Raw genomic sequence first — 22,180 nt, 5'->3', positions numbered from 1 at the left:
AACCAACATCATGACCCAAAGGCCCAAGGTCAGTTTTATAATATGCACATACAATCGTGCGGATTATCTCGATGACACCCTTTACTCGCTGCAGGATCAGCACCTGGTTGACCTGCAGGTTGAACTGCTGATTGTGGATAATAATTCCACTGATGAGACGCCCAGGGTCGTTCATCGACATCAGGAATCATATTCTAAAGATCACAATCCGATTCGTTATATCAAAGAACCAAATCAGGGACTTTCGCATGCGCGAAACCGGGGCATTAAAGAAGCAAAAGCACCCTTTCTGGTTTTCCTCGATGATGATATTCGTGCCACAGGCAGCCTGATATCAGCCTGGTACTCTTTTGTTTCAGAGCATCCACAAGCCATGGCAGCCGGCGGAAAAATCCATGTTCAGTTTGATGCTTCCCGGCCCCGGTGGATGTCCCATTTTCTGCTGCCTCTGCTGGGCCATCACGACCTGGGCAATTCCCTCAGAAAATATCCCGCAGGCAAATATCCGTTCGGAGGAAACATGGGGTTCCGAAAAGCTCTCTTTAACCGGGTTTCCCCTTTTAATACCAATCTCGGCCGTAAAGGACGCCAGCTGAAAGCCAGCGAGGAGAAGGAGCTTTTTGAGCGAATCAGGGATAAAGACATTACGGTCTATTATCTTCCGGAGGCGATGCTCTATCACCGGGTTGACGAACAACGGCTGACCGAAGAATATATTAAGCGACAGGCCCTGGGACTGGGCCAGAGCATGGCTCTGCAGGCACAGAGCAGCCGCATGACCTACTGGATGAGAGAACTGCCTAAATGGGGGGCCTCCCTCCTGCTTTTTTTTCCGTATGCATTATCCCTTCAGCCCGCGAAAGCAGTGATGCTGCTTAAATTTCGGAAATGGATTGCTGAGGGATACTTTTCCGGGCAATCGTAATTTAATCTGCAATTTCTTGACTGACCAGCCATGAAAAAATTGTTAGATCCGCTCCTGTCAAAACTCTTCTGGGGGATATTCCGCCACATGCTCTCCGACCGATGGTATGCCAAAGTCCGCTACTGGCTGGAGCTCAATGAATGGCCCGACCTTGAGGAGCCCGAAAAGTTTACGGAAAAAATTCAATTCATCAAGCTGTACGAACGAACTCCCCTCCGCCGACAGGTGGCGGATCGAACCAAGGTGCGGAATTATGTTGCTGAAAAAGTGGGCACAGACCACCTGATTCCTCTTATGGATACCTTTGGAACCCTCACTCAAAAAACCTGGGATTCGCTGCCGGCTGCATTTGTACTGAAAGCCAACCACGGTTGCGGCATGCTTCGTATCGTGTTCGATAAAGAAGAGGAGCCGTACCGGGAGGCTTACCTGCAGACCGAACGCTGGAAGAAGACCGATTATTTTAAAATCGGCCGCGAATGGGTTTACCGGGATCTGCCGAGAACACTCCTGGCGGAAAAACTGCTGCTCAATGACGCAAAGGATATTCCCAGGGATTATAAATTTTTCTGTTTTGAGGGACAAGTAAAGCTGATCCAGGTCGACTACGATCGCTTTGGCAACCAGAAGCGCAACCTCTTTGACCGCCATTTTAACCGGATTGAGGGACAACTGCTCTACCCTCCCTACACGGGGCACGTCCGTCAGCCGAACAACCTTGAAAAAGCCATCTCCATAGCTGAAACATTATCCGCTGACTTTAATTTTATACGCGTTGACCTTTACCTGCTCGACGACGGTGTCTACTTTGGCGAGATGACAAACTACCCCGGCAACGGCTTTGTTCCATTCCACCCCGCCGACCTGGAGCGCACCCTGGGATCCTGGATCAGCCTGTAGCCTCGTCCGTGCTTTCCCAGCTTTTACTTTTCATTTATTAATGACCATCATAAAATACTATCTTAACGAGCATTCGAAGATCAGAAGATTCTCTAAACCCCCAGTAAGACCGTATTTGCCTTGGGCGTCATCATCCGACAAAGTATTCAAAACACTGTCATCTCCTATGTGGGGATTGTACTGGGCTTTGTCTCTACCATCCTGCTCTACCCCAATATCTTAAGCACCGACCAATACGGTCTGACCCGCGTGCTCATTTCGCTTTCGATCATATGTGCCCAGTTTGCCCATCTTGGCGTCAAAAATATTGTAATACGGTACTTCCCCTATTTCCAGCATTCCGCGCAGTCGAGGGGCAACCTGCTGACACTTATCCTGTTGGTCCCCCTGGGAGGGTTTCTACTCTTTATAACTGTCTACCTGCTGTTACAGGGACAGTTTATCACCTATTATGATGACCAGTCGGCTCTTTTTGCGTCCTATTATCTCTACCTGGTTCCTTTGGTGTTTGCCATCCTCTTTTTCGAGGTTCTAAACAACTATGTACGGGCACTGCAGGATTCCGTTACCGGATCGTTTGTTAATGAAGTGTTAATGCGGGCCCTGATCATCCTGTTACTGGTTATTCACCATTTTGATCTTATTTCCTTTACCGGCTTCATGATCGGCTTTGTACTGACCTACGGTATTCAGCCGTTTTACCTGCTCGCTTATCTCTACCGGCGGGGAGAACTCAACATAACCTTCCCTAAACTGGACAGGAACACCAAGCTTCTCAAGGGCATGGGAGTCTACGGGGCCTACTCCCTGCTCGGGGGACTCGCAACCCTGCTCGTAGGCAATATTGATATCATCATGCTGGGTGCCATGATCGACCTCAACAGCACCGCGGTCTATGCCATAGCCTTCTATGTGGGATCTGTTATTGCCGTGCCTCAGCGCTCCATCATCAAAATTGCCAGTCCCGTGCTGGCCGGCTTGATCAAAGAAAAAAAATATGAAGAAATCGACCGCCTCTACAAGCGTACCTCGTTGAATCAGATTATTGCCGGCACGCTGTTGTATGTGGGAATATGGGCCAATATGCACAATCTGATGGACCTGCTGCCCGCTGAGTACCAGGGAGCGAAATGGATTATCATTGTTGTGGGAGCCGCCAAATTGTTCAATATGGCTACCGGTATCAACGGCAGCATCATCATGAATTCAAAATATTACCGGTTTGATCTGTATACCAACATCATGCTTATCATCCTCACCATTGCCACCAACTACATTTTCATTCAGCTGCATGGTATGCTGGGGGCTGCCATGGCCACGGCCCTTTCCATCTTCATATATAATTTTGTTAAATTCGTCTTTGTCTGGATCACCTTCTCCATGCAGCCTTTTCGGTGGAATGCACTGGCCGTTCTGTTGACTGCGGCGGCCTGTCTGGGTCTCTCCTTTCAGATTCCCTACCTCTATAATTTTGTCCTTGATCTGCTCGTGCGATCTTTCGTAATTACATTCCTGTTTACAGGAGTTATCCTGCTATTTAACCTTTCTGATGATGTAGAAAACCTGCTCCGGCAGGGCTGTCAAAAGATATTTCATTTCATCACCGGTTAACAGGCTTACACTCCACCAGGTCCACCACCATAAACTGTTCTTCAGATAACCTTGCAACCAGCCAATTGACGGTATGAAAGCTATTCTCATCCAAAACCCAGGTAAAAACTCCTCGCTCTGCATCGAGGAGAGGTCCAGGCCGGAACCAAACGGCAGTGAAATACTGGTAAGAATTAGAGCCACTGCCGTGAATCGTGCAGACCTGTTGCAGCGTAGCGGAAACTACCCGCCTCCTGAAGGCGCAAGTGATATTCCAGGACTGGAGATGGGCGGCGTCGTCGAGGAAGTCGGGGCTCACGTCACCAAATGGAAAAAGGGCGATCGCGTATTTGGACTGCTGCCCGGCGGCGGATATGCCCAATATTGCACGCTACACGAATCTCTGGCCATGGCCGTACCCTCCCAGATGTCTTTTGCCGAAGCCGCAGCCATCCCTGAAACCTTTTTGACCGCTTTTCAGGCCCTCTACTGGCTGGCAAATGTACAGGAAAAGGAAACAGTACTCATACATGCAGGAGGCAGCGGCGTGGGCACTGCAGCCATCCAGCTCTGCCGGCATCTCTCTGATGCCCATATCATCACCACTGCCGGCCAGGAATATAAGCTGAAGACCGCCAAGAAGCTCGGGGCAGACTTGGCCTATAACTACAAAACACGGGATTACGCGGAAGAAATCACCCGAGAGCTGGGCAGTGCCCCGGTTGATGTGATCGTAGATTTTATCGGCAAACCCTACTGGCACAAGAACATGGAAATACTGGCCATGGACGGGCGCGTGGTTTATTTGTCCTTTCTCGGTGGACATGCTGTTGAAGATATGAGCTTGATTCCCATTCTTCGCAAGCGCCTGTCCATTATGGGCTCTACCCTGCGCAACCGGCCGGAACGGTACAAGATTGCACTTGTCCGCGCATTCACCGTCCAGGCGCTCTCGCTGTTCGATGCGGGAATCCTGCAACCCGTTATCGACTCGACCTTTGACTGGCACCACGCGGAGAAGGCCCACCAGCGAATGCGGGAAAATAAAAATACAGGTAAAATAGTTCTGGAGGTAATGTAAACAAACCATCCACGCATCACTGGCTAATTTTGTCCCCATTTGCAGTATTGGGCCCTCCTGATACAGAGAGCTGGTATTTGAAATCCATGTTGATGGTTTCTTCTCATGCAGCCCCGGATACCAAGCGTTCCTGCAAAATTCCCGAAGAAATTCTGACTGCAGACTCTTATCTTGGGAGCGAATATTTTTAAACCAATAGCATTTATTTCATGGCGCAACCGACGTTTAGCACACACCTGGGGATGGTAGATATTCTACCCGGCGAAGTAGAACAATGGCATACCCTTGAGCGTATTATCCACGAGGAGGCTAAGAAGTTTAATTTTGAAGAGATCCGCACGCCCATACTGGAGCAGACCGAGCTGATTGCTCGGGGTGTAGGCCAGCTAACAGATATCGTCTCTAAAGAGATGTTTGCCTTTGAACGCGGTGAAGACCAATACGTGCTTCGTCCCGAATGCACGGCACCCGTTGCCCGTGCCTACGTGGAACATCATCTTGACCAGCGCGGCGGCACACAGAACTTGTATTATATCGGCCCCATGTTTCGTGCCGAAAAACCCCAGAAAGGACGCCAGCGCCAATTCCACCAGTTCGGAGCCGAAATTATCGGGGCTCAGGACCCGGCAGCCGATGTCGATATCATCGCCCTGATGATGTCCATTTATGACCGCATAGGCATCCGGAACACCACGCTTAAAATTAATTCCGTGGGCGACCCGGAAAGCCGAAAAATCTATACGAAAGCTCTGAAAGATTATTTACGTCCCCATCTGGCGGAGCTGAGTGAGATCTCCCAAAAGCGATTTGAAAACAATCCGCTTCGTATTCTTGACTCCAAAGAACAGGAAGACCAACCCATCGTTGACAACGCACCCGTTATCACGGATTTTTTGACCGATGAGACCGCTGACCATTATAAAAGGGTTAAAGCACTCCTTCGGGAACTGAATATCTCCTTTGTGGAAGATCCTCACCTGGTTCGTGGACTCGATTACTACACCCGCACAGCTTTTGAGCTTATCAGCCCTGATTTGGGCGCTCAGGATGCGCTGGGAGGCGGGGGGCGCTATGACCTGCTGATCGAAGAAATCGGAGGACAGCCCACGCCAGCGGTCGGGTTTGCAGCAGGTATTGAGCGCCTGCTGATAGCCTGTGAAGAACTGGATATCAAACTGGCAGAAGAAGATATGCTGGATGTTTATATTGTGACCCTCGGTGAAAAGGCACGGTCGTGGGCCATTAAACATCTTCCCAGACTGCGAGAAGCTGGTCTCTCCGCCTCCATGGATTACATTGGCCGGTCGATCAAAGCCCAGATGAAAGATGCCGACCGTGAGAATGCCCGCCATGTTATTATTGTGGGCGAGAACGAACTTTCAGAAGGTAAATTTGTGCTTCGGGATATGAAGGCCAGTGAAGAAGTGGCCCTGCCCTTTGATGACATACTGGAAGAACTATCTGCCTGAGGTGCTTTCTCCAATCGCACCATCGTCCGAATCATGATCACCAAAAGCCTAGGTGCCAACAATGAAACAAAGATACCTTTTATTGGGCCTCATCCTTGCAATCGCTTTAATTACAGGGTACCACTATTATGCGGCATCACAAGCTGAAGAACAGATTGTTCGACTTATCGAAGAACAGACGGGGCAGGATCCATCCATCTCCGTAAAGCACTCCTCCGTTGAAGTCACCCCCTTTACCGGCAAGGTAATCCTGCATGATGTCACAATCATCCTGGGTAATCATATCGAGCGGACCGAGCAACTGACGGTGGATCTTTCCTATCTCGATGTCCTTAAATTCTACCTGGGCGGCACAGCCTATGCCCTGGAACATCTTTACCAGGCAGAAGCACAGCTCCTGCGCCCCTCCTATGTCAATAAGTCAAATCTTCAGCAAGTATCAGCTGACAGCCTGCATCTTTATTTTGATGGGGAGGCGCTCAGCGGCATCCGGGCAGCGGTTTCTGATACCCTCTTCACCAAACCACAGGCCATTCGGGCCGAAGGCTTTGGATTCAGGCTACAGTTTCCCAAAACCCTTGTTGCGGGCTTACGCTCACAAGAGTTTCAATACGAGGGTTCCGTGCCGGCCGGAAAGAAAAGCTTCTGGGAGCACGGTTCTCATACGGTTACCATGGATTCCCTGCGCTGGAAACCACTGGAAGCCTTTCAAAGTAAATACGGTTTTTTTATCAAGGGCTTTGGCTATGCCACCGATGCCATCCCCTTCCATTCCGCCCGTATAAAATCCTCCCCGCATCCCCAGAATGGGCATCTGCAACTTGAATCCGAACTTAACTCGGAACTTGCTTTGATTTCTGCCCGTGCAGACATTGGCCTTCAACAGCCATATGGGGCATCCACACTGGAGAATGCCACGATTTCCATAAGTGATTTTTCCCCCTCTTTCCGGCGTGTTCTGGAAAATATCGAACAGTTGCTCTCTATATCCCTTCCCCGAAACGGAGAGGGCATTCTAATTCGTCTGGAAGGAACACTGGCTGAGCCCGCTATTGCCAACTGACCAATTCAATGTTTGAGAACGCTGGCAAGGTGCAGTATCGGGGTACAGTATTTCTCCTTTCACTATTCCGGGCGGCCTGTAAACTAAAAAGGACGGCCGTCGAGGCCGCCCTTTCGATGCAATACTGCGTGGAATATGTTCAAAAGTCCAATTAAACCTGCTCTTTTTGCCCGCTGCGCTCGGGTACATCATACGGCTGCTGTGTTTCTGCTCCGTATGCGGGACGTCGGCTGAGAAAGTAGTATCCGAGCAGGCCGCTGATCAAGGACCCGATCAGGATGCCGACTTTGCCGAACTCCAAAAGCTCTGAGCCCGCTTCGAAAGACAAGTTCGCAATAAACAGCGACATGGTAAAACCGATACCGGCAAGCAAGGCCACCCCATAGACGACCTTCCAGGTTTCCCTGTTGTCCGCAAGATCGGTGAACCCCATCTTGGTGAGTCCCCAGGTGAAGCCCAGAATACCAATCTGTTTTCCAAAGAATAGCCCCAGTGCAATACCCCAGGTAAGCGTTGAAGCAAAGGCATGTCCCATCACCTCGGGATCAAAGATGACGCCTGCGTTGGCAAAAGCAAAAATTGGCATAATCAGAAAATAAACTGAAAAGTGCAGTTTGTGCTCCAGCCTGTGCAGCGGTGATTCAGCGTGACTGACCGTCTCTTCCATATGGTGCAGCGCCTGCTCCTTGGTGACTGGCATATCATCATCTTCGGCCTGTTTGAATAGTTCAAACCCTTCCTGGGCATAATCCTTGAGCCGTTCCAGACTCCATCCGCGGCTGGCCGGGATGGCAAACCCCAGGATCACGCCTGCAATCGTGGCATGCACCCCGGACTTCAGGACAGCCCACCACATGATGAATCCTATAATCATATAGGGCGATATACGATTAACCCCGCGATAGTTCAACAGCAATAGCAGCAGCAGGCAGGCGCCGGCTACTCCAAGGGCGACCATACTGATCGATTCCGTGTAGAAGAAAGCAATAACAAGGACGGCAATAAGATCATCCACAACCGCAATGGCTGTCACAAACACCTTGGCCCATACCGGAACACGCGACCCCAGCAACGCCACAATACCAATTACAAAAGCGATGTCGGTAGCCATGGGAATGGCCCATCCATTCATATATTCCGTACCACTGTTCATTCCCCAGTAAATCAGGGCGGGCAGCATAGCCCCTCCCACAGCTGCAACAGCGGGAAGCAGCGCCGACTGCACAGTTGACAGCTCACCGTATTTCAATTCCCGCTTGATCTCCAGCCCCACAAGCAGAAAGAAGACGGCCATCAATCCGTCATTTATCCAGTGATGGACCGACTCATCAATCATAAAGTCGCCAAATCCCAATACTGCGTGCATTTCCAAAAAATGGTGATACATCTCATAAAGAGGACTATTGGCTACAACCAACGCAAGGATGGTTGCAAACATCAGCATCATACCTGCAGCCGAGTCCTTTTTAAAAAAACCGCTTATCTTTTCCGTTATACTATTATTCGCCACTTTCCTGTGTATTTATTTTAATTTAGTATTTACTGTTAATTGCGTATCAAGAAATCAAAAGCCACGGGAATATCTGTTATTCGTCGACCTTTTTCCATTCTTTTATCAGGCTTATATCTTCAACCTCGCCGATAATGGATAATTCGTCCCCCTCCCTGATAACCGTACTTCCATGGGGGATCTTGATTTCCCCGTCTCGCTTCAGAATGGTTATAAGGCTTTCACCCGGCAGGTCAATTTCCATTATTTTTTTCCCAATCAGCTTCTGGGTATTGTTGACGGAGGATATTTTGATGTTGATAAATCGCTCGTCCCTGAGCAATATCTCGCGAAGTTCGGTATCATTGGAAGCCTTTTTCCAGCGGTCAATAAAGTGTTTATTGTCGATCATTTCAGCAAGATGTGCTAAAATTCGCAGATGCTGACCGGAGTTCTCTGAAGAACTCACCAGGAAGAAAATAGCGCGTAAATTTTCCACCTCCCCGGTTTTATCTTCATTGAGAACATCAAAATCCTTCGTAGAAACAGACAGGTGTTCAGGGATCCGGACCAGTACCATCTCGGAGGGCAGATCCTCGTTAATACGTACATGATTGATTGCCGCCCCGTTACCAAGCGGGATGGCCCCCGTATTGTGCGTGGCACAGAACTTATCAAACAGGGCCTCCGCATCCAGAGTCAGCCGTTCAGCCAGCTTTTCTGATGCTCTTTTAATAATGGTCTTATAGCTTAACTCGGTACTGCTTTCATCTATGACAATAGCCTGGGAGACCACCCGTTCGAAGGGATCGTCCTCGCGAAGCCCCTTTTCCCGCAGGATGCCTCTCATCTCGCGCTCCAGCCCGTAATCCTTCTTTTCACCCAGGCGGGCATGTACGTGGAAAATAGCTCCCTGCCGATCAATTTTCCCATAGGCGTAGTAATAGTACCATCCGACCGCGAAAATACTTACCACTACCGTAAAGAGAATGGAAAGCAGACCCATTTCCAGAATAAGTACGGCAGAAAAGATCATCCCGATAATCTGTAGCCAGGGGTACAGCGGGGAGGTGAACCCCGGGTCGTATTCCTCAATTTTGCTTTCCCTCATAACAATAACCGCAAGGTTCAGCAGGGCAAAAAGCAGCAACTGAAAGGCACTGGCCAATTTGGCAACCTCGGCCACATTGAAGGCCACAAGGAAGAAAATCATCATCAGTGTTGTCGCAACAATAGCAATGATAGGAGTTCCCTTCGTACTGATACGGGCGAAGCGTTCGTCAAGCAGTTTATCACGCGCCATCGCCAGCGGATATCTTGAAGCCGACATAATACCGGCGTTTCCGGTGGAGGCAAAAGCAGCAACAGCGGCGATAACAACCAGAAGAACGCCCGACTCTCCCGGCAGCCAGTGCATGAAGGCCTCACCCGCGGTGGCTACCGGCGTAAGGTCTGACCGAAATTCCGAGGGCTCGAGAACAGCCACCATAATGTAGACCCCGGACACATAAACAAAAATGGCCGACATGATCGAGAGGATCATCCCCAACGGGATGTTTTTATCCGGCTGCTTTACCTCTTCAGCAATGCTGGCCACCTTGGTCAAGCCCGCATAAGAAACAAAGACCATTCCCACCGTGGCAAAGAAGCCTGTGGCCCCGTTGGTGAAGAGCGGGGTGAACTGGGTCTTTGTAATTTCCACAAAATCCATTGAAAAAATCGAGAACAGTCCCTGCAGGATATAGAAGATCATGATACTGATCAGGGCGGCCACCAGGATCTTCTGAAGAGCGGTGGTTTCCTTGGCGCCGACGACATTGAGGATGCCAAACACCAGGGTCAGCACAATGGCAACAGGGATGATGGGAATATCAAAGAAAATACCCAGATACGCTCCCATCCCAATCAGGGCAAAAGCACTCTTGAGGACCAGCGCCAGCCAGGACCCATACCCCCCCACTGTGCCAATCATGGGACCAAGGCTGCGGTCAATAATATAGTAGGTCCCCCCCGCTTTGGGCATGGCCGTAGCGAGCTCAGCCATACTGAACATGGTCGGAAGTGCCAGCAGCCCGGATACCAGATAGGCGATGAATACCGACGGACCGGTTTCGGCGGCGGCGATGCCCGGCAGCAGGAAAAAACCCGAACTGAACATTGCCCCGGTTGCTATGGCGTATACATCCCATAGTCCCAGTTGTTTCTCTAATTTTTGATGATCCATAAATTCTTTAACGTTCTGTATTGATATTATTTATTTGTTTTGCAGCTGTAAAGAATGGAAAGAAACAGCTTTAGTTCGGCAGATCCACTGCTGATAAATTTATTCCAGACAAATTGTTACACTATTCATATCAATCAGTAGATGTTTTGAAATAACTCACCAGGCGAGCTGCCATGCGAATGGCATACCCAATGATTGTCAGACCTATAACGACCTGAATTTTTACGCTCAGGATGGGATGCAGGTCGAGTAATAATATAAAAACATATTCAATTATTGCAGAAATAAACAGAAGTCCTGCCAACCAGATAACTTCCGTTATTACTTTATTTCGCAGCTGACGATCCATACCGACTGTGATTAATATAATATTTTAACAGCAGAAATAAGACTGAAAAAACTCTAGCCAAAGATAAATCATTCCTTCCTTTTATAAATATGCTCTTCATTATTTTAACTAAATTTAACCATTAGCTAATTTATACATGTTTTTCACTCTTTTTATACAAAATACGTTATTCACATGATTTTTAACAATCGCTGACATTGTCCCAAATTTTTAGTTAACATTGTACACGAATTCCTTATATATTTTCATCCTCATCAAAAGCTTGGATGCGACGCTCGGGTAATCGGGGCACAACGCAATTTTTATATGGAAGGACATTTACTGGTAGGTATTACAAGTATTCTCATCTTTGGAGTAGGTGCGCAATGGGTGGCATGGCGGCTGAAGCTGCCTGCCATTTTGCTTCTCTTGATTTCCGGTTTGCTGGCAGGGCCGGTGCTGGGCGTGCTCGAACCCGATGTATTAATGGGAGACCTGCTCATTCCTTTTGTTTCGGTGGCGGTAGCCATCATCCTCTTTGAAGGGGGACTGAGCCTGCGCTTCAGTGAATTGGACAATGTGGGCGGTGTTATAGGCAACCTCGTCAGCATCGGAGTTATTCTCACCTGGGTTGTCACCTCTGTTTCGGCACACTACCTATTTGATTTTGGGTGGGAACTCGCTATCCTGCTGGGGGCTATTCTGGTTGTGACCGGTCCTACTGTGATCATCCCGCTGCTGCGCCAGGTGCGCCCGTCGGGACAGGTCGGTTCCATACTCAAATGGGAAGGCATCATCATAGATCCAATCGGGGCCATGCTTGCAGTGCTGGTTTTTGAAGTTATCCTGAGCACAAGTCTGACGGCGGCAACCAGCCTGGCCGTAATGAGTATTGTCAAAACGATCTTTTTTGGTACGCTTTCGGGCTTCGGGGGGGCGGCCCTGCTGTACTTCCTGCTGAAGCGGCATATGCTTCCCGATTATCTTCAAAACCCGATAAGCCTTATGATCGTGGTTACCGTGTTTACCATTTCCAATATGCTGCAGCACGAATCGGGCCTCTGGGCAACGACCCTGATGGGGATTGCACTGGCAAACCAGAAGTCGGCCCATATCCACCATATAACCGAGTTCAAGGAAAATCTCAGGGTACTGCTCTTGTCTGCCCTCTTCATCCTGCTGGCGGCTCGCGTGGAGCTGCGCAGTCTGCTCGCTAATCTGGATTGGAGCCTGGTTGCATTTCTTTTTATCCTCATCTTCATCGCCCGCCCTCTCTCGGTTTATGTGTCGACCTTATTTTCCGAAGTCAACTGGCGTGAGAAACTCTTTCTTTCGTGGATGGCGCCGCGCGGTGTGGTGGCCGCTTCCATCTCCTCCATCTTTGCCATTACCCTCGCTCAAAATGGCTTTGAACAAGCCGACCAGCTGGTACCTATTGTATTCCTGGTCATCATCAGCACGGTAACCATCTACGGTCTTCCGGCTTCATGGGTGGCCCGCAAGCTGGGTGTTGCCAAACCGGTGCCAAACGGCGTGCTCATTCTCGGCGGTCACGATTGGGCGCTCAAGGTGGCCAATGCTATTCAAAAAGCGGGCATACGGGTTATGATAGCGGATTCAAACTGGAAAAATATCGCCAGTGCGAAAGCACAGGACATCCCGCATTACCATGGCAATGTGCTTTCCGAATATGCCCTTGAAGAGATAAACCTCGATGGTATCGGGCAGTTGCTGGCCTTGACTCCCAATGACGAGGTCAATTCGCTGGCCGCTCTGAGGTTCAGTGAAATATTCGGACGTTCCCATGTGTACCAGCTCCCCCCCAATACCCACGGAAAAGCTGACAACAAGGATGTAAGCAGTAATTTAAGCGGACGAATTTTATTTCACGATAAACTGAATTTTGAATGGCTCTCCAGGATTTTCAGAAATAATCACGAGATTACAACTCATGAAGTAACGGCAGATCATACCTTTGATAAGCTGGGTGACAATACGGAACAACACCCGGTTCCCCTTTTCCTGATAAAATCTGGTACTACCGTCGTGCCCTTCACCGTGGACAATCCTCCGGTTCCCGCCGAGGGAGACCTGATTCTCTATGTAGCCATTCAGAAAGGCATGGATCCCCAGCTGTTCAGTATGGCCAGAGAGGAAAAATCTGCGACCTAGTCGTTCAGTACACCCAAAAGAACCGGCTAATGTACTGCCAGAGATTTGATTTTGCTACTTATAGGGAGAGTTTTCATATATTATAGATAGGCATGAACCCAATCTGGCTACTATGGATAAGTACGTGGCTTTTACATCCTTTTTTTTCCTAACCCTGTGGGTTACTTCCTGTAGCGTTCCCCAAGAATCGTCCGTTTCTGCTGCCCGCACCGGCCAGCCGGATACCTACACGACAGCTTTTCCACACCGCGACATCTCCGATCAGCTTGAGGACGCACAGGAGTCCCTCATCCGGATTGTATCAACGTCTCATTACAATACCTATGTTTTCGACAAACCGGAGGTCCGTCTGTCGGATGTGAGAACAAGCAATCTGAAAGAGATAGCCTCTCAGCAATACAGCGATGATGAAAGTACAGCGGGCACTTCTATCATCCTCGACCTTAATGACAACGGCGAGGCTCTGCTCATCACCTGTGCCCATTCAGTTACCTCTCCGGATACCTTGATCAATTATTTCATCGATGAGGGCTACGAACAAAACACCTATATCGAATCCATAAGTATTAAAAGGAGACAGACCAATCTGCTGTTCACCGTCAGCGAATTGACAAATTTCGAAATTATTGCCGAAGACAGGCTCTCGGACCTCGCTCTCCTGTCGACAACCCTCAATCCCGATACCCAGTCGCAGCACCGGGCCCTCCGCTTCCCTATGGGACAGATGGAGCATCTCAGGCTGGGTTCCTTTTTATATGTGCTGGGCTATCCAAAAGGATTTCCCATGATAACCCGCGGCATAGCCAGCACGCGCGGGAATCCCCCCCACCGCTTTTTTATCATGGACGCCCTGTTCAACCCCGGCATTAGCGGCGGTCTCGTTATCGGCAGCAGAGACCATTTCAGAAGTTTTGAATGGCTTGGCATGGCCCGCTCTGCCACCGCCTCCCAGGAAACAGTTCTGCTCCCTTATCCCGACAGTGAAGAGGATGTTCAGGCCGGTGTCATTCGTCCCTATACTGACCAGATCTTTCTTGGGCAAAAAAACAGGATTGCTTATGGCATTACTCAGGCCATACCCATCAGTGAAATTCGTTCTTTCCTTGATAAAAACAGCAGGGTGATCAGCCGACATCGTTTTGCTTTGTAGGCTAACAGGCCCATCATTTCAGGCTCAGTTCCGGCATTTCCTGCTCATCCCTGCCGCCCGTCATCTATTATTAGCCCACTTCTTGTTTGTCACGTTTCTGGGTGGAAAATTCAATGGTCTTATTGGTGACCAGGGGCTCGGCCCAGAAACCGATGCTCAGGATATAGCCAAAGGTGAGATAAAGGAAAAACATACCAAACTTTAGGCCCATCATATCGCCGAGGGTGCCCACAATGAGTGGTACAACGGCTCCTCCAACAATGCCCGTCACCAGGATCCCGGAGAATGAGCCGTGGCTTTCGGCCACTGAATTCAATGCCAGTGAAAAGATAACCGGCCACATAACGGCGATCAAAAAACCAATAGCCGGGAAGGCATAAAGGGCTGTAGATCCGCTTCCGAACAGAGCCAGGGTCAAGCAGACCAGGGCCCCGGTGGTAAAGCTAATCAGCACCCTGCGACTGTCCATGACCTTCAATAATAATAGTCCCAGCACTGTTCCAGCCGTCATCATACCCCAGAACCATGAGACGGTACTGGCTCCGGTGGTCTGGGGATCATAGCCATGGTAGGTAGAGAGAAACTCGGAAATCCAGTTGGCGACGCCCTGTTCGGATCCCACATAACAGAAAATACCCAGGAAGAAAAACCAGACCATCGGGCGCTTGAGCAATTCCAGGGTTTCCAGCACCCCTACTTTCTCATCCTCCTTCCGCTCCACTTCCGGAAAACGGGAAATCGATATGATGATGACCATCAACAGTGAAACTAAAGCAAAAATCCAGTAGAGTGATATCCAGGGCAATTCGGAAGGTACCATCGCTGCCAGTACCGATAGCAGGATGCCCTCGGTAACGCCACTCTCCAGATTAACCACCAGATAGGAATAAACGAGCGGGCTCAGAAACGAAGCCAAACCAAAAAAGAGCTGCCCCAGCTGCGAATTGAAGGCAAAATGCTCTTCTCCCCCGGCTTCACGAAGCAGCGGATTGATAGCGACCTGCAGCATCGCCATTCCCGAACCTATCAGAAAAAGAGACACAATCGCGATCAGATAAACAGGAAACAGGCCAAACAGAAGGGCTCCGCTGAATGCCACCAGAAAGGCGCTGATCATGATTTTTTTCTCCGTATAGCGCTCGATGAGCAATCCAGCCGGAATGGACATGGCCCCGTAGGCTATGAAAAAAGAGAAGGGCAACACCGCCACCATGGTGAGGCTCAAATCAAAGTCTTCAATAATTTCCGGGATAAGCGGACCAATAATATTGGTCAGAAAGGAAATTACGAAAAACGTAAGTAGAATAAGTGCTACGAGGTAATAGTTCCGTTTCATATGATGTTGATTGAATTAAAGTTAGAACCTCAATATCTGGGAATGCCGACCTTGACAGCAGGCGTCCGTTTAATTACACCTGACAATTCAATTTATTTTCGAGGACAAGAGCAGCAGCCCCTTTTAAAGTTATTCGCTTGTCTTCTGTCACTTCGATGGCAATTTTTTTCAGTGAATTCTGATACGCAAAGCTTTCGAGCGAGGAATACATGGTATCCTTGAAAAAAGAAAATGCCCTGCTGATGGGTCCCCCGATGATGATCATTTCCGGATCGTAGGCATAGATGACTGCTTCTACAGCAATTCCAAAATGAATGCCGAATTCTTCAAAAAGAGCCTGAATCTGGGCATTCCCTTCTGCGGCCAGCCGACAGGCTTCCAATGCTGTTATTCCCTCTCTTCTGCTGAAAAACTGGCCCGAACAATAATGCTCCATAATTGAATTGCGATACGGAAACATTCCGACTTCTCCTGCCCCGCAGTTCCGGCCTTCATAGAGCATACCGTCAATAATTATTCCGGCTCCCAGTCCCGAATCACAAACGACAAGTCCGACTACAGTGTCGAAGGACTGTCCCTTGCCAAAATACTTTTCACCAAGTACAAAACAGTTGGCATTATTATTGACAAAAACCGGCAGCTGAAATTTTTTCTCATAAATTGCCTTTACAGGGACCTCCTCCCAGGATGGGATATTCTGCACGTCATATACGATACCCTTTTGGGTATCCACCACACTCGGCACTCCCAGCCCGATTCCACTCACCTGCGGTATAAGCACGCGGTCAACCAGCACAGCAATCTGATCGATGATCAGGTACTTATCCTCATTGTCCCGTATCTCTTCGGATACCATATTCTCTATTTCATTGTCCTGTATACAGGCCACACGAATAGTCGTTGCGTCTATATCTATCCCAATCAGGCAATCATCCATAATAATTTTGTACTCTTAACTAATCATCGATACAGTGATCCACTACAGGCATATCATAACCAGCAGAAAACAAACTTCTCAGTCTTGGATGGTATTCAATTCGTACTCAAACTAACGGCAGGATAAAATAACATGGGCAGGCGGAACCGCTATTTATCCTTTGTTTCAGACAACAACACTCACTCTTCCAGGAAAAGCCGGATACGCAACGGAAAGTCATCCTGAACAGTGCGCTCTTCAACATTACCGTAGTCCATTTGCACGGACTTCGCTGACATACGTTCTCTTAATTCCAGCCAGCCGATTTCCACATCAAATAAATTTCTAAAATCCACTTCTGAACTTTTTGATAATTCCCATATGGTACGATACTCTTCCATGACATAAGTATTACGGCCGTCCCCTCTGAACCATTGTTCAACTGCGCTTTCTTCCCCCGGAGTACAGTCATCCGACAAATAACGCAGGATCAAAATAGGATTAATCATATTTAATACCTTTAAATATCCAATAAAAAATAATGTATATCTGACCTATTTATATTTATTTACATAAATTAATATTTAATAATTGATTTCTTCCCGTATCGTCTGGAGCGCAAGGGCCATATGGTTTTCAACTGTTTTCCGGGTAATACCCATGACATCACCTATCTCTTTGTAGCTGAGTCCATTACGACGGTGCAGGATGAAGACTGTCTTTCGTCGTTCGGGCATCTCTTCCGCAATATCCCATATGGCCTCGATGAGTTGCAGCACATCATCAGACTGTTCATATTTTTTCTGCTGCTCGATCTTCTGCTTTGTCAGACTGTTTAACGCCTGTTCAGACAATTCTTTGGTAAGGTTTTGCTGTCGGTTCTTTTTCTCGAGCAAATCAAGCGATTTATTCCTCACAGCCTGGTAAAGATATACTTTCAGCGAGCGGTATATATTCCAGCTCGCACGATTTCTCCATATTTTCAGGAAAACTTCCTGTACAGCATCACGCGCCAGATCCCGTGATTTTAAAATTTTCAAGGCATAGCCGCACAAAGAGGCATAGTACTCAAAAAACAGTTCTTCAAAGGCTTCCTCATTTCCATTTCGAATTTCCCTTACCCTCTGTTCCTCTTCTGAATTCATATATTCTCATCTGTTAATGTTAACAATAAGAATTCATTTCAAAATGCCATCATCTCTGCCTGGCGCCTTCTCATGCCTGCCCGTATAGCACGTTGCGGCCCATGGTACGTCTGTTAATGACGACGATGCCCAATGCCATCGGGTATGCCTTTGTAATACCTGAATCCTTCGACCGTCGTCCCATCTTTCTTATTGTCATATACCCGGCTGCGCATCTTGTCCAAAAATTCATTCCGATCTTCCGTCGGAAGATCCTCCGCCTCCAGATTGGAACCATTATAGTCTTCCCACGCCGAGCTAAACTGGCTGACATGTTTTGATACCGCATTGAATTTCCTGTCGGCATGCTTGCCAGAGATGTCTACCCAAGTATTTTTATCCTCCTCCACCCCGCTGTAAAACATGTATTCCTGGATCCAGTGCTTCTCCAGGCCATCCTGAGTAATCTGGCCGGGGAAGATCAACCGCCATTCCGCAGCTCGTGCAGCATCCACAGCTAAATAGGAAGCGCGCCGGTGGTCGGCTTTCAGCCATTTCTGGTATCCGTAACCCGGATCAAAGGCAAACAGCACATCAGGTTTTAGTTTTCTGTACCATTTGACAAGACGACGCACCACCTCTTTGCGATCGGTAAATTCAAGCATACCATCATTGTAGCCGAGGTTGATATAGTTTTCTTCCGGAATTCCAATCTCATTTAATGCACGCAGTTCTTCTCCACGCCTGATCTTGGCCAGGCGATCGCGGGTCATATCCGGGTCTTTTGTCCCCACATTGCCCGTCGTCATCAACAATACATAGACTTCATTCCCGTTCTCCTGCAGCATGGAAAGCGTGCCGTATGAGTTGGAGTCGTCATCGGGATGAGCACCCACAAGCAGAATCGTTTTTCCGGTCCATTCACTAACCGGGGTTTCCGGTTGTGCAAAAGCCGGAGAGCTTACAAGCCCCACCAGCAGCGTCAGCACAAGTATGTTTTTTATTTCTCTCATCATATTAAATTGTTTTACGATTGTTATTATTAATAATTACAGTAAGTCCATCCTTTCATAAAAAACCGGTCTCCGTACTCAATCATCTGTTGCAGCACTGAATTCAGACAAGCTGCATCGCCTCCGGATCCCAGTTGATCATCTCATTCTGGAAATAACTCAGGTTACTGGCCAGTGCCGGTGCAGCCGCCCGCAAACCAAATCGGGCATCCTGGATCAGCTTTGTACCGTTGCGGATGGCCCTGAAAAAATTGTCAAAATGATCGTAGCGCGAGCTGTAGCCCTCCGGGGCCTTGTAGGTAACAACTTCCGTCTGTGTTGCCGTCGGACGCTGTTCCTTGCCATATTTCTCCTCATAATATTCCCTGTATTCTTCACGGACCTCTGATCCGAATTCGTAAATACTCATGCCCGGGCGGTCGGGAAGCCTGGCCTTTTTCAATGTGACCTGGTCGCCGGCTATAGTTATCTCGCCTTCTGATCCTACAAAACGCATCATCCGGCCACCTCCCGATCCATCGGCAAGGTTAACCCGCAGTGTTAAATTAAAAGCCGGATGCGATTCCGTCTCCGGGTAATCGTACATCCCGGTCATCATATCCGGTACGTCTCTCCCATCATTCCAGAATCGGAGTCCGCCTGTAGACATGATCCGTTCGGGGCCTTTTGAACCGGTAACCAGGTGAATACCCGAAAACAAGTGTACAAAAAGATCTCCGGCCACGCCAGTACCATAATCACGGTAATTTCTCCATCTGAAAAATCGCTTGGGATCAAACGGGATCTCAGGAAGATCCTTCAGGAACATATCCCAGTCAACGTTATCCGTAGATGCGCCGGGCGGAATGGAGTACTGCCATGCACCCATCGCGGAATAGCGGTCATAGTGAGACTCCACCAGATTCAGCTCCCCTATCTGCCCATTTCTATACAACTCCCGGGCTTTCCGGTAGACAATGTCACTGGTAGACGTACTGCCGACAATGACCGGCTGCGAATTCTCCTCAGCCGCTTCAATGATCCCATAGCCTTCCTCGATATGCTGGACCATCGGCTTTTCAAGATAGACAGCCTTGCCACTGTTCAGGGCATCTACAGCTATAGTATTATGCCAGTGATCCGGGGTCGCAATAACAACCGCATCTACATCCTCACGGGTCAATATCTCACGATAGTCGGTGGTGGTGTCAACATGGTTGCCGAAGCGTTCCCTGCATCTATTCAGACGGCTGTCATACAGGTCGCAGGCTGCCACCAGCTCAACGCCCTCGTGTTCAAGTGCTACCCGAAGATTGCCCTGTCCCATTTTTCCGGCCCCAATCAGGGCAAGCTGAATCTGATCGTTCCGGGAATAGGATTGCGATCGATTTGAATCAGCGCCCGGTTCCAGTACAACTGCGTTGGGGGGATGCTTACGGCTTCCGAAAATAAAAGGCGTGCTGAAGATTCCAGCAGTGGCGATACCAATTTTTTTTAGAAAAGAACGTCGTGCAGATTTATCAGAATCAGACATGCATCAGTGCATTAGCCACACTTTGCAAGTCTCCTCCCCCTATATATCACGGGGGGAGGAAAGCTGCAAAGTTGTTAGCGGTTATTAGTAGGATTCATCTTGTGTCAGGACATCACTCTGGATATCGATCTGACTTTGCGGAATGGGCCAGTAGTCATCCCGTTGCGGATCGAAGCTGGCCCCCTGCATGAAGGTTCGGAACTGACTATCCCTCTGGATATAGTCGTTCAGCACCTGATCCGCAATGCCCCAGCGCCGGAGCTGGAAGAAGCGCAGCCCTTCTGTTGCAAACTCCAGACGATGTTCCAGACGGACGGCCTTTCGTGCATTTTCCTGCGATGAAAAAGCGGCGGAACCCACAGGATACGGTTCAATTTCATAGTTTGCAGCAGGTTCATCCCAGTTTATATCTTCCTCCGCAGGCTGAGAGTCGAGGGTGTAATCCGTGACACGCCCCATGACATAATCGCTGTTTTTAGCCCTGCTACGGATCATATTCACCAGTTCGCGGGCATATCCCAGGTTACCGTCTTCAACCGCAATTTCCGCTCGCCACAGCAGTACATGGCCATATCGCAGGGCCCGGAAGTTCCGGGGATTATCAAACCCACCATCCGCTGTATTGTCGCTGAACTCCTGCAGGTAGAAGAACTTCTTTGTCATGTAGGGTCCGCCGTTGCTCTGGGCACGGATCCAGGCTTCGCCCGGGTGTATACCCCATCCGAGGTAATCGACCCCACGGCGGGCAATAGTCCAGTCAACGCGTGGATCAAGTTCGTGGTCCGTCGGCACGAATTCTTCATCACTCCCCATATTCATATCATTGGCCAGCGGGTCGCGATCCTCCTTGTCAAGTACCGGTAATCCGTCTTCGGTCGTCTGGAAAGCTTCGAAAAGGTCCTGCGAAGGCTGAAAGAAGCCCCAGCCCACACCGGCCGGTCCCTTTTGGTGCGAAGCGGGCCCTGCCATAATGATATTATTCTCAACACCCGTTTGCACCGATGCCTGGATTTCAAAGATGGATTCTACATTATTCTCCGTATCCTGCCGGTAATTGTCGAAATAGTTGTCAACCAGTTCGAACTGTCCACTGTCAATGATCTGATCGAGCAGCGGCTTGGCCTTGTCAAACTCATTCTGGTACATGTGCGCTTTGGCCTTGAGTGCCACAGCCGCCCATTTGTCAGCACGCCCGGGTTGTCCCTTTGGGGAGTCCTCGGGCAGGTTGTCAATAGCGAACTGCAGATCGGCTTCAATGCCTTCCCAGCCTTCAGAATCGTTGGGCACTTTTTCAGGTGCTACATCGCCCAGCTCTTCCGCCGTCTTTATATAGGGAATTTTCTCGAACACCAGAGTTGCCTTGAAGTGGTACCAGGCTCTCAAAAACTTGGCCTCCCCTTCGATTTCATTTGCCCGGTCTTCTGCTATAGGATCATTGCTTTCCTGGGCCTTCCACAGGTTTGTCAGCACGTCATTGGCCCGTGAGACCCCATTGTAGGTATCTCTCCACCGCTCTGCCATGTACGGGTTGGCGGGATTGGTATTGTACCGCTCCACCTGGTTGAATGAGCTCTGGTCGCCAAAGGTGGTCCCTTTATAGGTATCATCAGAAGCCCCGGATCCGTAGGTCCAGTCGGTAGCCATGGCTCCCCCGAAGTACCCATTACCATTGAGCATGTCATAGGCCCCGATTAAAAGGCTCTCAACGCCGGTGGAGGTTGACATCACCGATTCAGAAGCCGACCCCGGCGGCTCGTTGACCAGGAAGTTGTCCTTGCATGAATTCAGGAAAGCGACAAATCCCATTAAGGTTGTCAGTAAAACCAGCTTTCTTATTCTTATTAACTTCATAACTTAAATTTTAAATTTTTAAAATTGGCTGCGTTC

Annotated in this window: 19 protein-coding genes; 9 read left to right on the top strand and 10 right to left on the bottom strand. The window is 49.0% G+C overall.

Translation table 11 applies throughout. The annotated features are described in order from the left end of the window. Positions 1-10: 10 nt before the first annotated feature. The 7 genes from FN808_RS10655 (at position 11) to FN808_RS18915 (ending at position 7,183) form a co-directional block, all read left to right on the top strand. Positions 11-925, top strand: coding sequence for a glycosyltransferase (locus FN808_RS10655; protein WP_185958353.1), 915 nt, complete (start codon positions 11-13; stop codon positions 923-925). Positions 926-955: 30 nt separating this feature from the next. Continuing rightward, positions 956-1,825, top strand: a complete 870-nt coding sequence (locus tag FN808_RS10650; protein WP_142714576.1) for an ATP-grasp fold amidoligase family protein — start codon at positions 956-958, stop codon at positions 1,823-1,825. Positions 1,826-1,945: 120 nt separating this feature from the next. Next, on the top strand, positions 1,946-3,436 hold the full coding sequence (locus FN808_RS10645) for a lipopolysaccharide biosynthesis protein (protein ID WP_142714575.1): 1,491 nt from the start codon (positions 1,946-1,948) through the stop codon (positions 3,434-3,436). 73 nt (positions 3,437-3,509) lie between these two features. Then, on the top strand, positions 3,510-4,496 hold the full coding sequence (locus FN808_RS10640) for an NAD(P)H-quinone oxidoreductase (RefSeq protein ID WP_142714574.1): 987 nt from the start codon (positions 3,510-3,512) through the stop codon (positions 4,494-4,496). 209 nt (positions 4,497-4,705) lie between these two features. Continuing rightward, positions 4,706-5,965, top strand: coding sequence for a histidine--tRNA ligase (gene hisS, locus FN808_RS10635; protein ID WP_142714573.1), 1,260 nt, complete (start codon positions 4,706-4,708; stop codon positions 5,963-5,965). A gap of 61 nt (positions 5,966-6,026) precedes the next feature. Then, on the top strand, positions 6,027-7,028 hold the full coding sequence (locus tag FN808_RS10630) for a hypothetical protein (RefSeq protein ID WP_142714572.1): 1,002 nt from the start codon (positions 6,027-6,029) through the stop codon (positions 7,026-7,028). A gap of 8 nt (positions 7,029-7,036) precedes the next feature. Beyond that, entirely contained in the window at positions 7,037-7,183 is a 147-nt protein-coding gene (locus FN808_RS18915; RefSeq protein WP_185958352.1) for a hypothetical protein, read from the top strand. Here the strand turns inward: FN808_RS18915 and nhaA are convergent. The 3 genes from nhaA to FN808_RS10615 form a co-directional block, all read right to left on the bottom strand. Next, entirely contained in the window at positions 7,180-8,538 is a 1,359-nt protein-coding gene (gene nhaA, locus FN808_RS10625; protein ID WP_142714571.1) for a Na+/H+ antiporter NhaA, read from the bottom strand. The genes FN808_RS18915 and nhaA overlap by 4 nt on opposite strands. Before the next feature lie 76 nt (positions 8,539-8,614). Beyond that, positions 8,615-10,741, bottom strand: a complete 2,127-nt coding sequence (locus FN808_RS10620; protein ID WP_142714570.1) for an amino acid permease — start codon at positions 10,739-10,741, stop codon at positions 8,615-8,617. Between the two features lie 130 nt (positions 10,742-10,871). Continuing rightward, positions 10,872-11,090 (bottom strand): hypothetical protein, encoded by a 219-nt coding sequence (locus FN808_RS10615; protein WP_142714569.1) that lies wholly within the window; start codon positions 11,088-11,090, stop codon positions 10,872-10,874. Between the two features lie 306 nt (positions 11,091-11,396). Between FN808_RS10615 and FN808_RS10610 the strand changes: the two genes are divergently transcribed. Beyond that, on the top strand, positions 11,397-13,241 hold the full coding sequence (locus FN808_RS10610; protein WP_142714568.1) for a cation:proton antiporter: 1,845 nt from the start codon (positions 11,397-11,399) through the stop codon (positions 13,239-13,241). A gap of 112 nt (positions 13,242-13,353) precedes the next feature. Next, positions 13,354-14,391, top strand: a complete 1,038-nt coding sequence (locus tag FN808_RS10605; RefSeq protein ID WP_142714567.1) for a S1 family peptidase — start codon at positions 13,354-13,356, stop codon at positions 14,389-14,391. Positions 14,392-14,461: 70 nt separating this feature from the next. On the opposite strand, the gene FN808_RS10600 is transcribed toward FN808_RS10605, so the two are convergent. The 7 genes from FN808_RS10600 to FN808_RS10570 form a co-directional block, all read right to left on the bottom strand. After that, positions 14,462-15,727 carry a sugar MFS transporter gene (locus tag FN808_RS10600; protein ID WP_142714566.1) on the bottom strand — a complete coding sequence of 422 codons (1,266 nt, stop codon included), beginning with the start codon at positions 15,725-15,727 and terminating at the stop codon, positions 14,462-14,464. 73 nt (positions 15,728-15,800) lie between these two features. After that, the gene (locus FN808_RS10595) at positions 15,801-16,664 is read right to left on the bottom strand and encodes an ROK family protein (protein ID WP_142714565.1); all 864 of its coding nucleotides are present in this window, start codon (positions 16,662-16,664) and stop codon (positions 15,801-15,803) included. 179 nt (positions 16,665-16,843) lie between these two features. Further along, positions 16,844-17,152 carry a hypothetical protein gene (locus tag FN808_RS10590; protein WP_142714564.1) on the bottom strand — a complete coding sequence of 103 codons (309 nt, stop codon included), beginning with the start codon at positions 17,150-17,152 and terminating at the stop codon, positions 16,844-16,846. Between the two features lie 75 nt (positions 17,153-17,227). Continuing rightward, complete coding sequence (locus FN808_RS10585; RefSeq protein ID WP_142714563.1) at positions 17,228-17,788, bottom strand: RNA polymerase sigma-70 factor; 561 nt, start codon at positions 17,786-17,788, stop codon at positions 17,228-17,230. A gap of 113 nt (positions 17,789-17,901) precedes the next feature. Continuing rightward, positions 17,902-18,783 carry a PIG-L deacetylase family protein gene (locus tag FN808_RS10580; RefSeq protein ID WP_142714562.1) on the bottom strand — a complete coding sequence of 294 codons (882 nt, stop codon included), beginning with the start codon at positions 18,781-18,783 and terminating at the stop codon, positions 17,902-17,904. 100 nt (positions 18,784-18,883) lie between these two features. Continuing rightward, positions 18,884-20,293: a Gfo/Idh/MocA family protein gene (locus tag FN808_RS10575; RefSeq protein ID WP_142714561.1), complete on the bottom strand. Its 1,410-nt coding sequence runs from the start codon at positions 20,291-20,293 to the stop codon at positions 18,884-18,886. An 84-nt stretch (positions 20,294-20,377) separates the two neighbouring features. Continuing rightward, on the bottom strand, positions 20,378-22,144 hold the full coding sequence (locus tag FN808_RS10570; RefSeq protein ID WP_142714560.1) for a RagB/SusD family nutrient uptake outer membrane protein: 1,767 nt from the start codon (positions 22,142-22,144) through the stop codon (positions 20,378-20,380). Positions 22,145-22,180: the final 36 nt, after the last annotated feature.

This window comes from Fodinibius sediminis, assembly GCF_900182555.1.
GTDB classification, from domain to species: Bacteria; Bacteroidota; Rhodothermia; order Balneolales; family Balneolaceae; genus Fodinibius; species Fodinibius sediminis.
The sequence above is the reverse complement of the archived record's forward strand: the minus strand, read 5'-3'. Positions and strand labels throughout refer to the sequence as shown.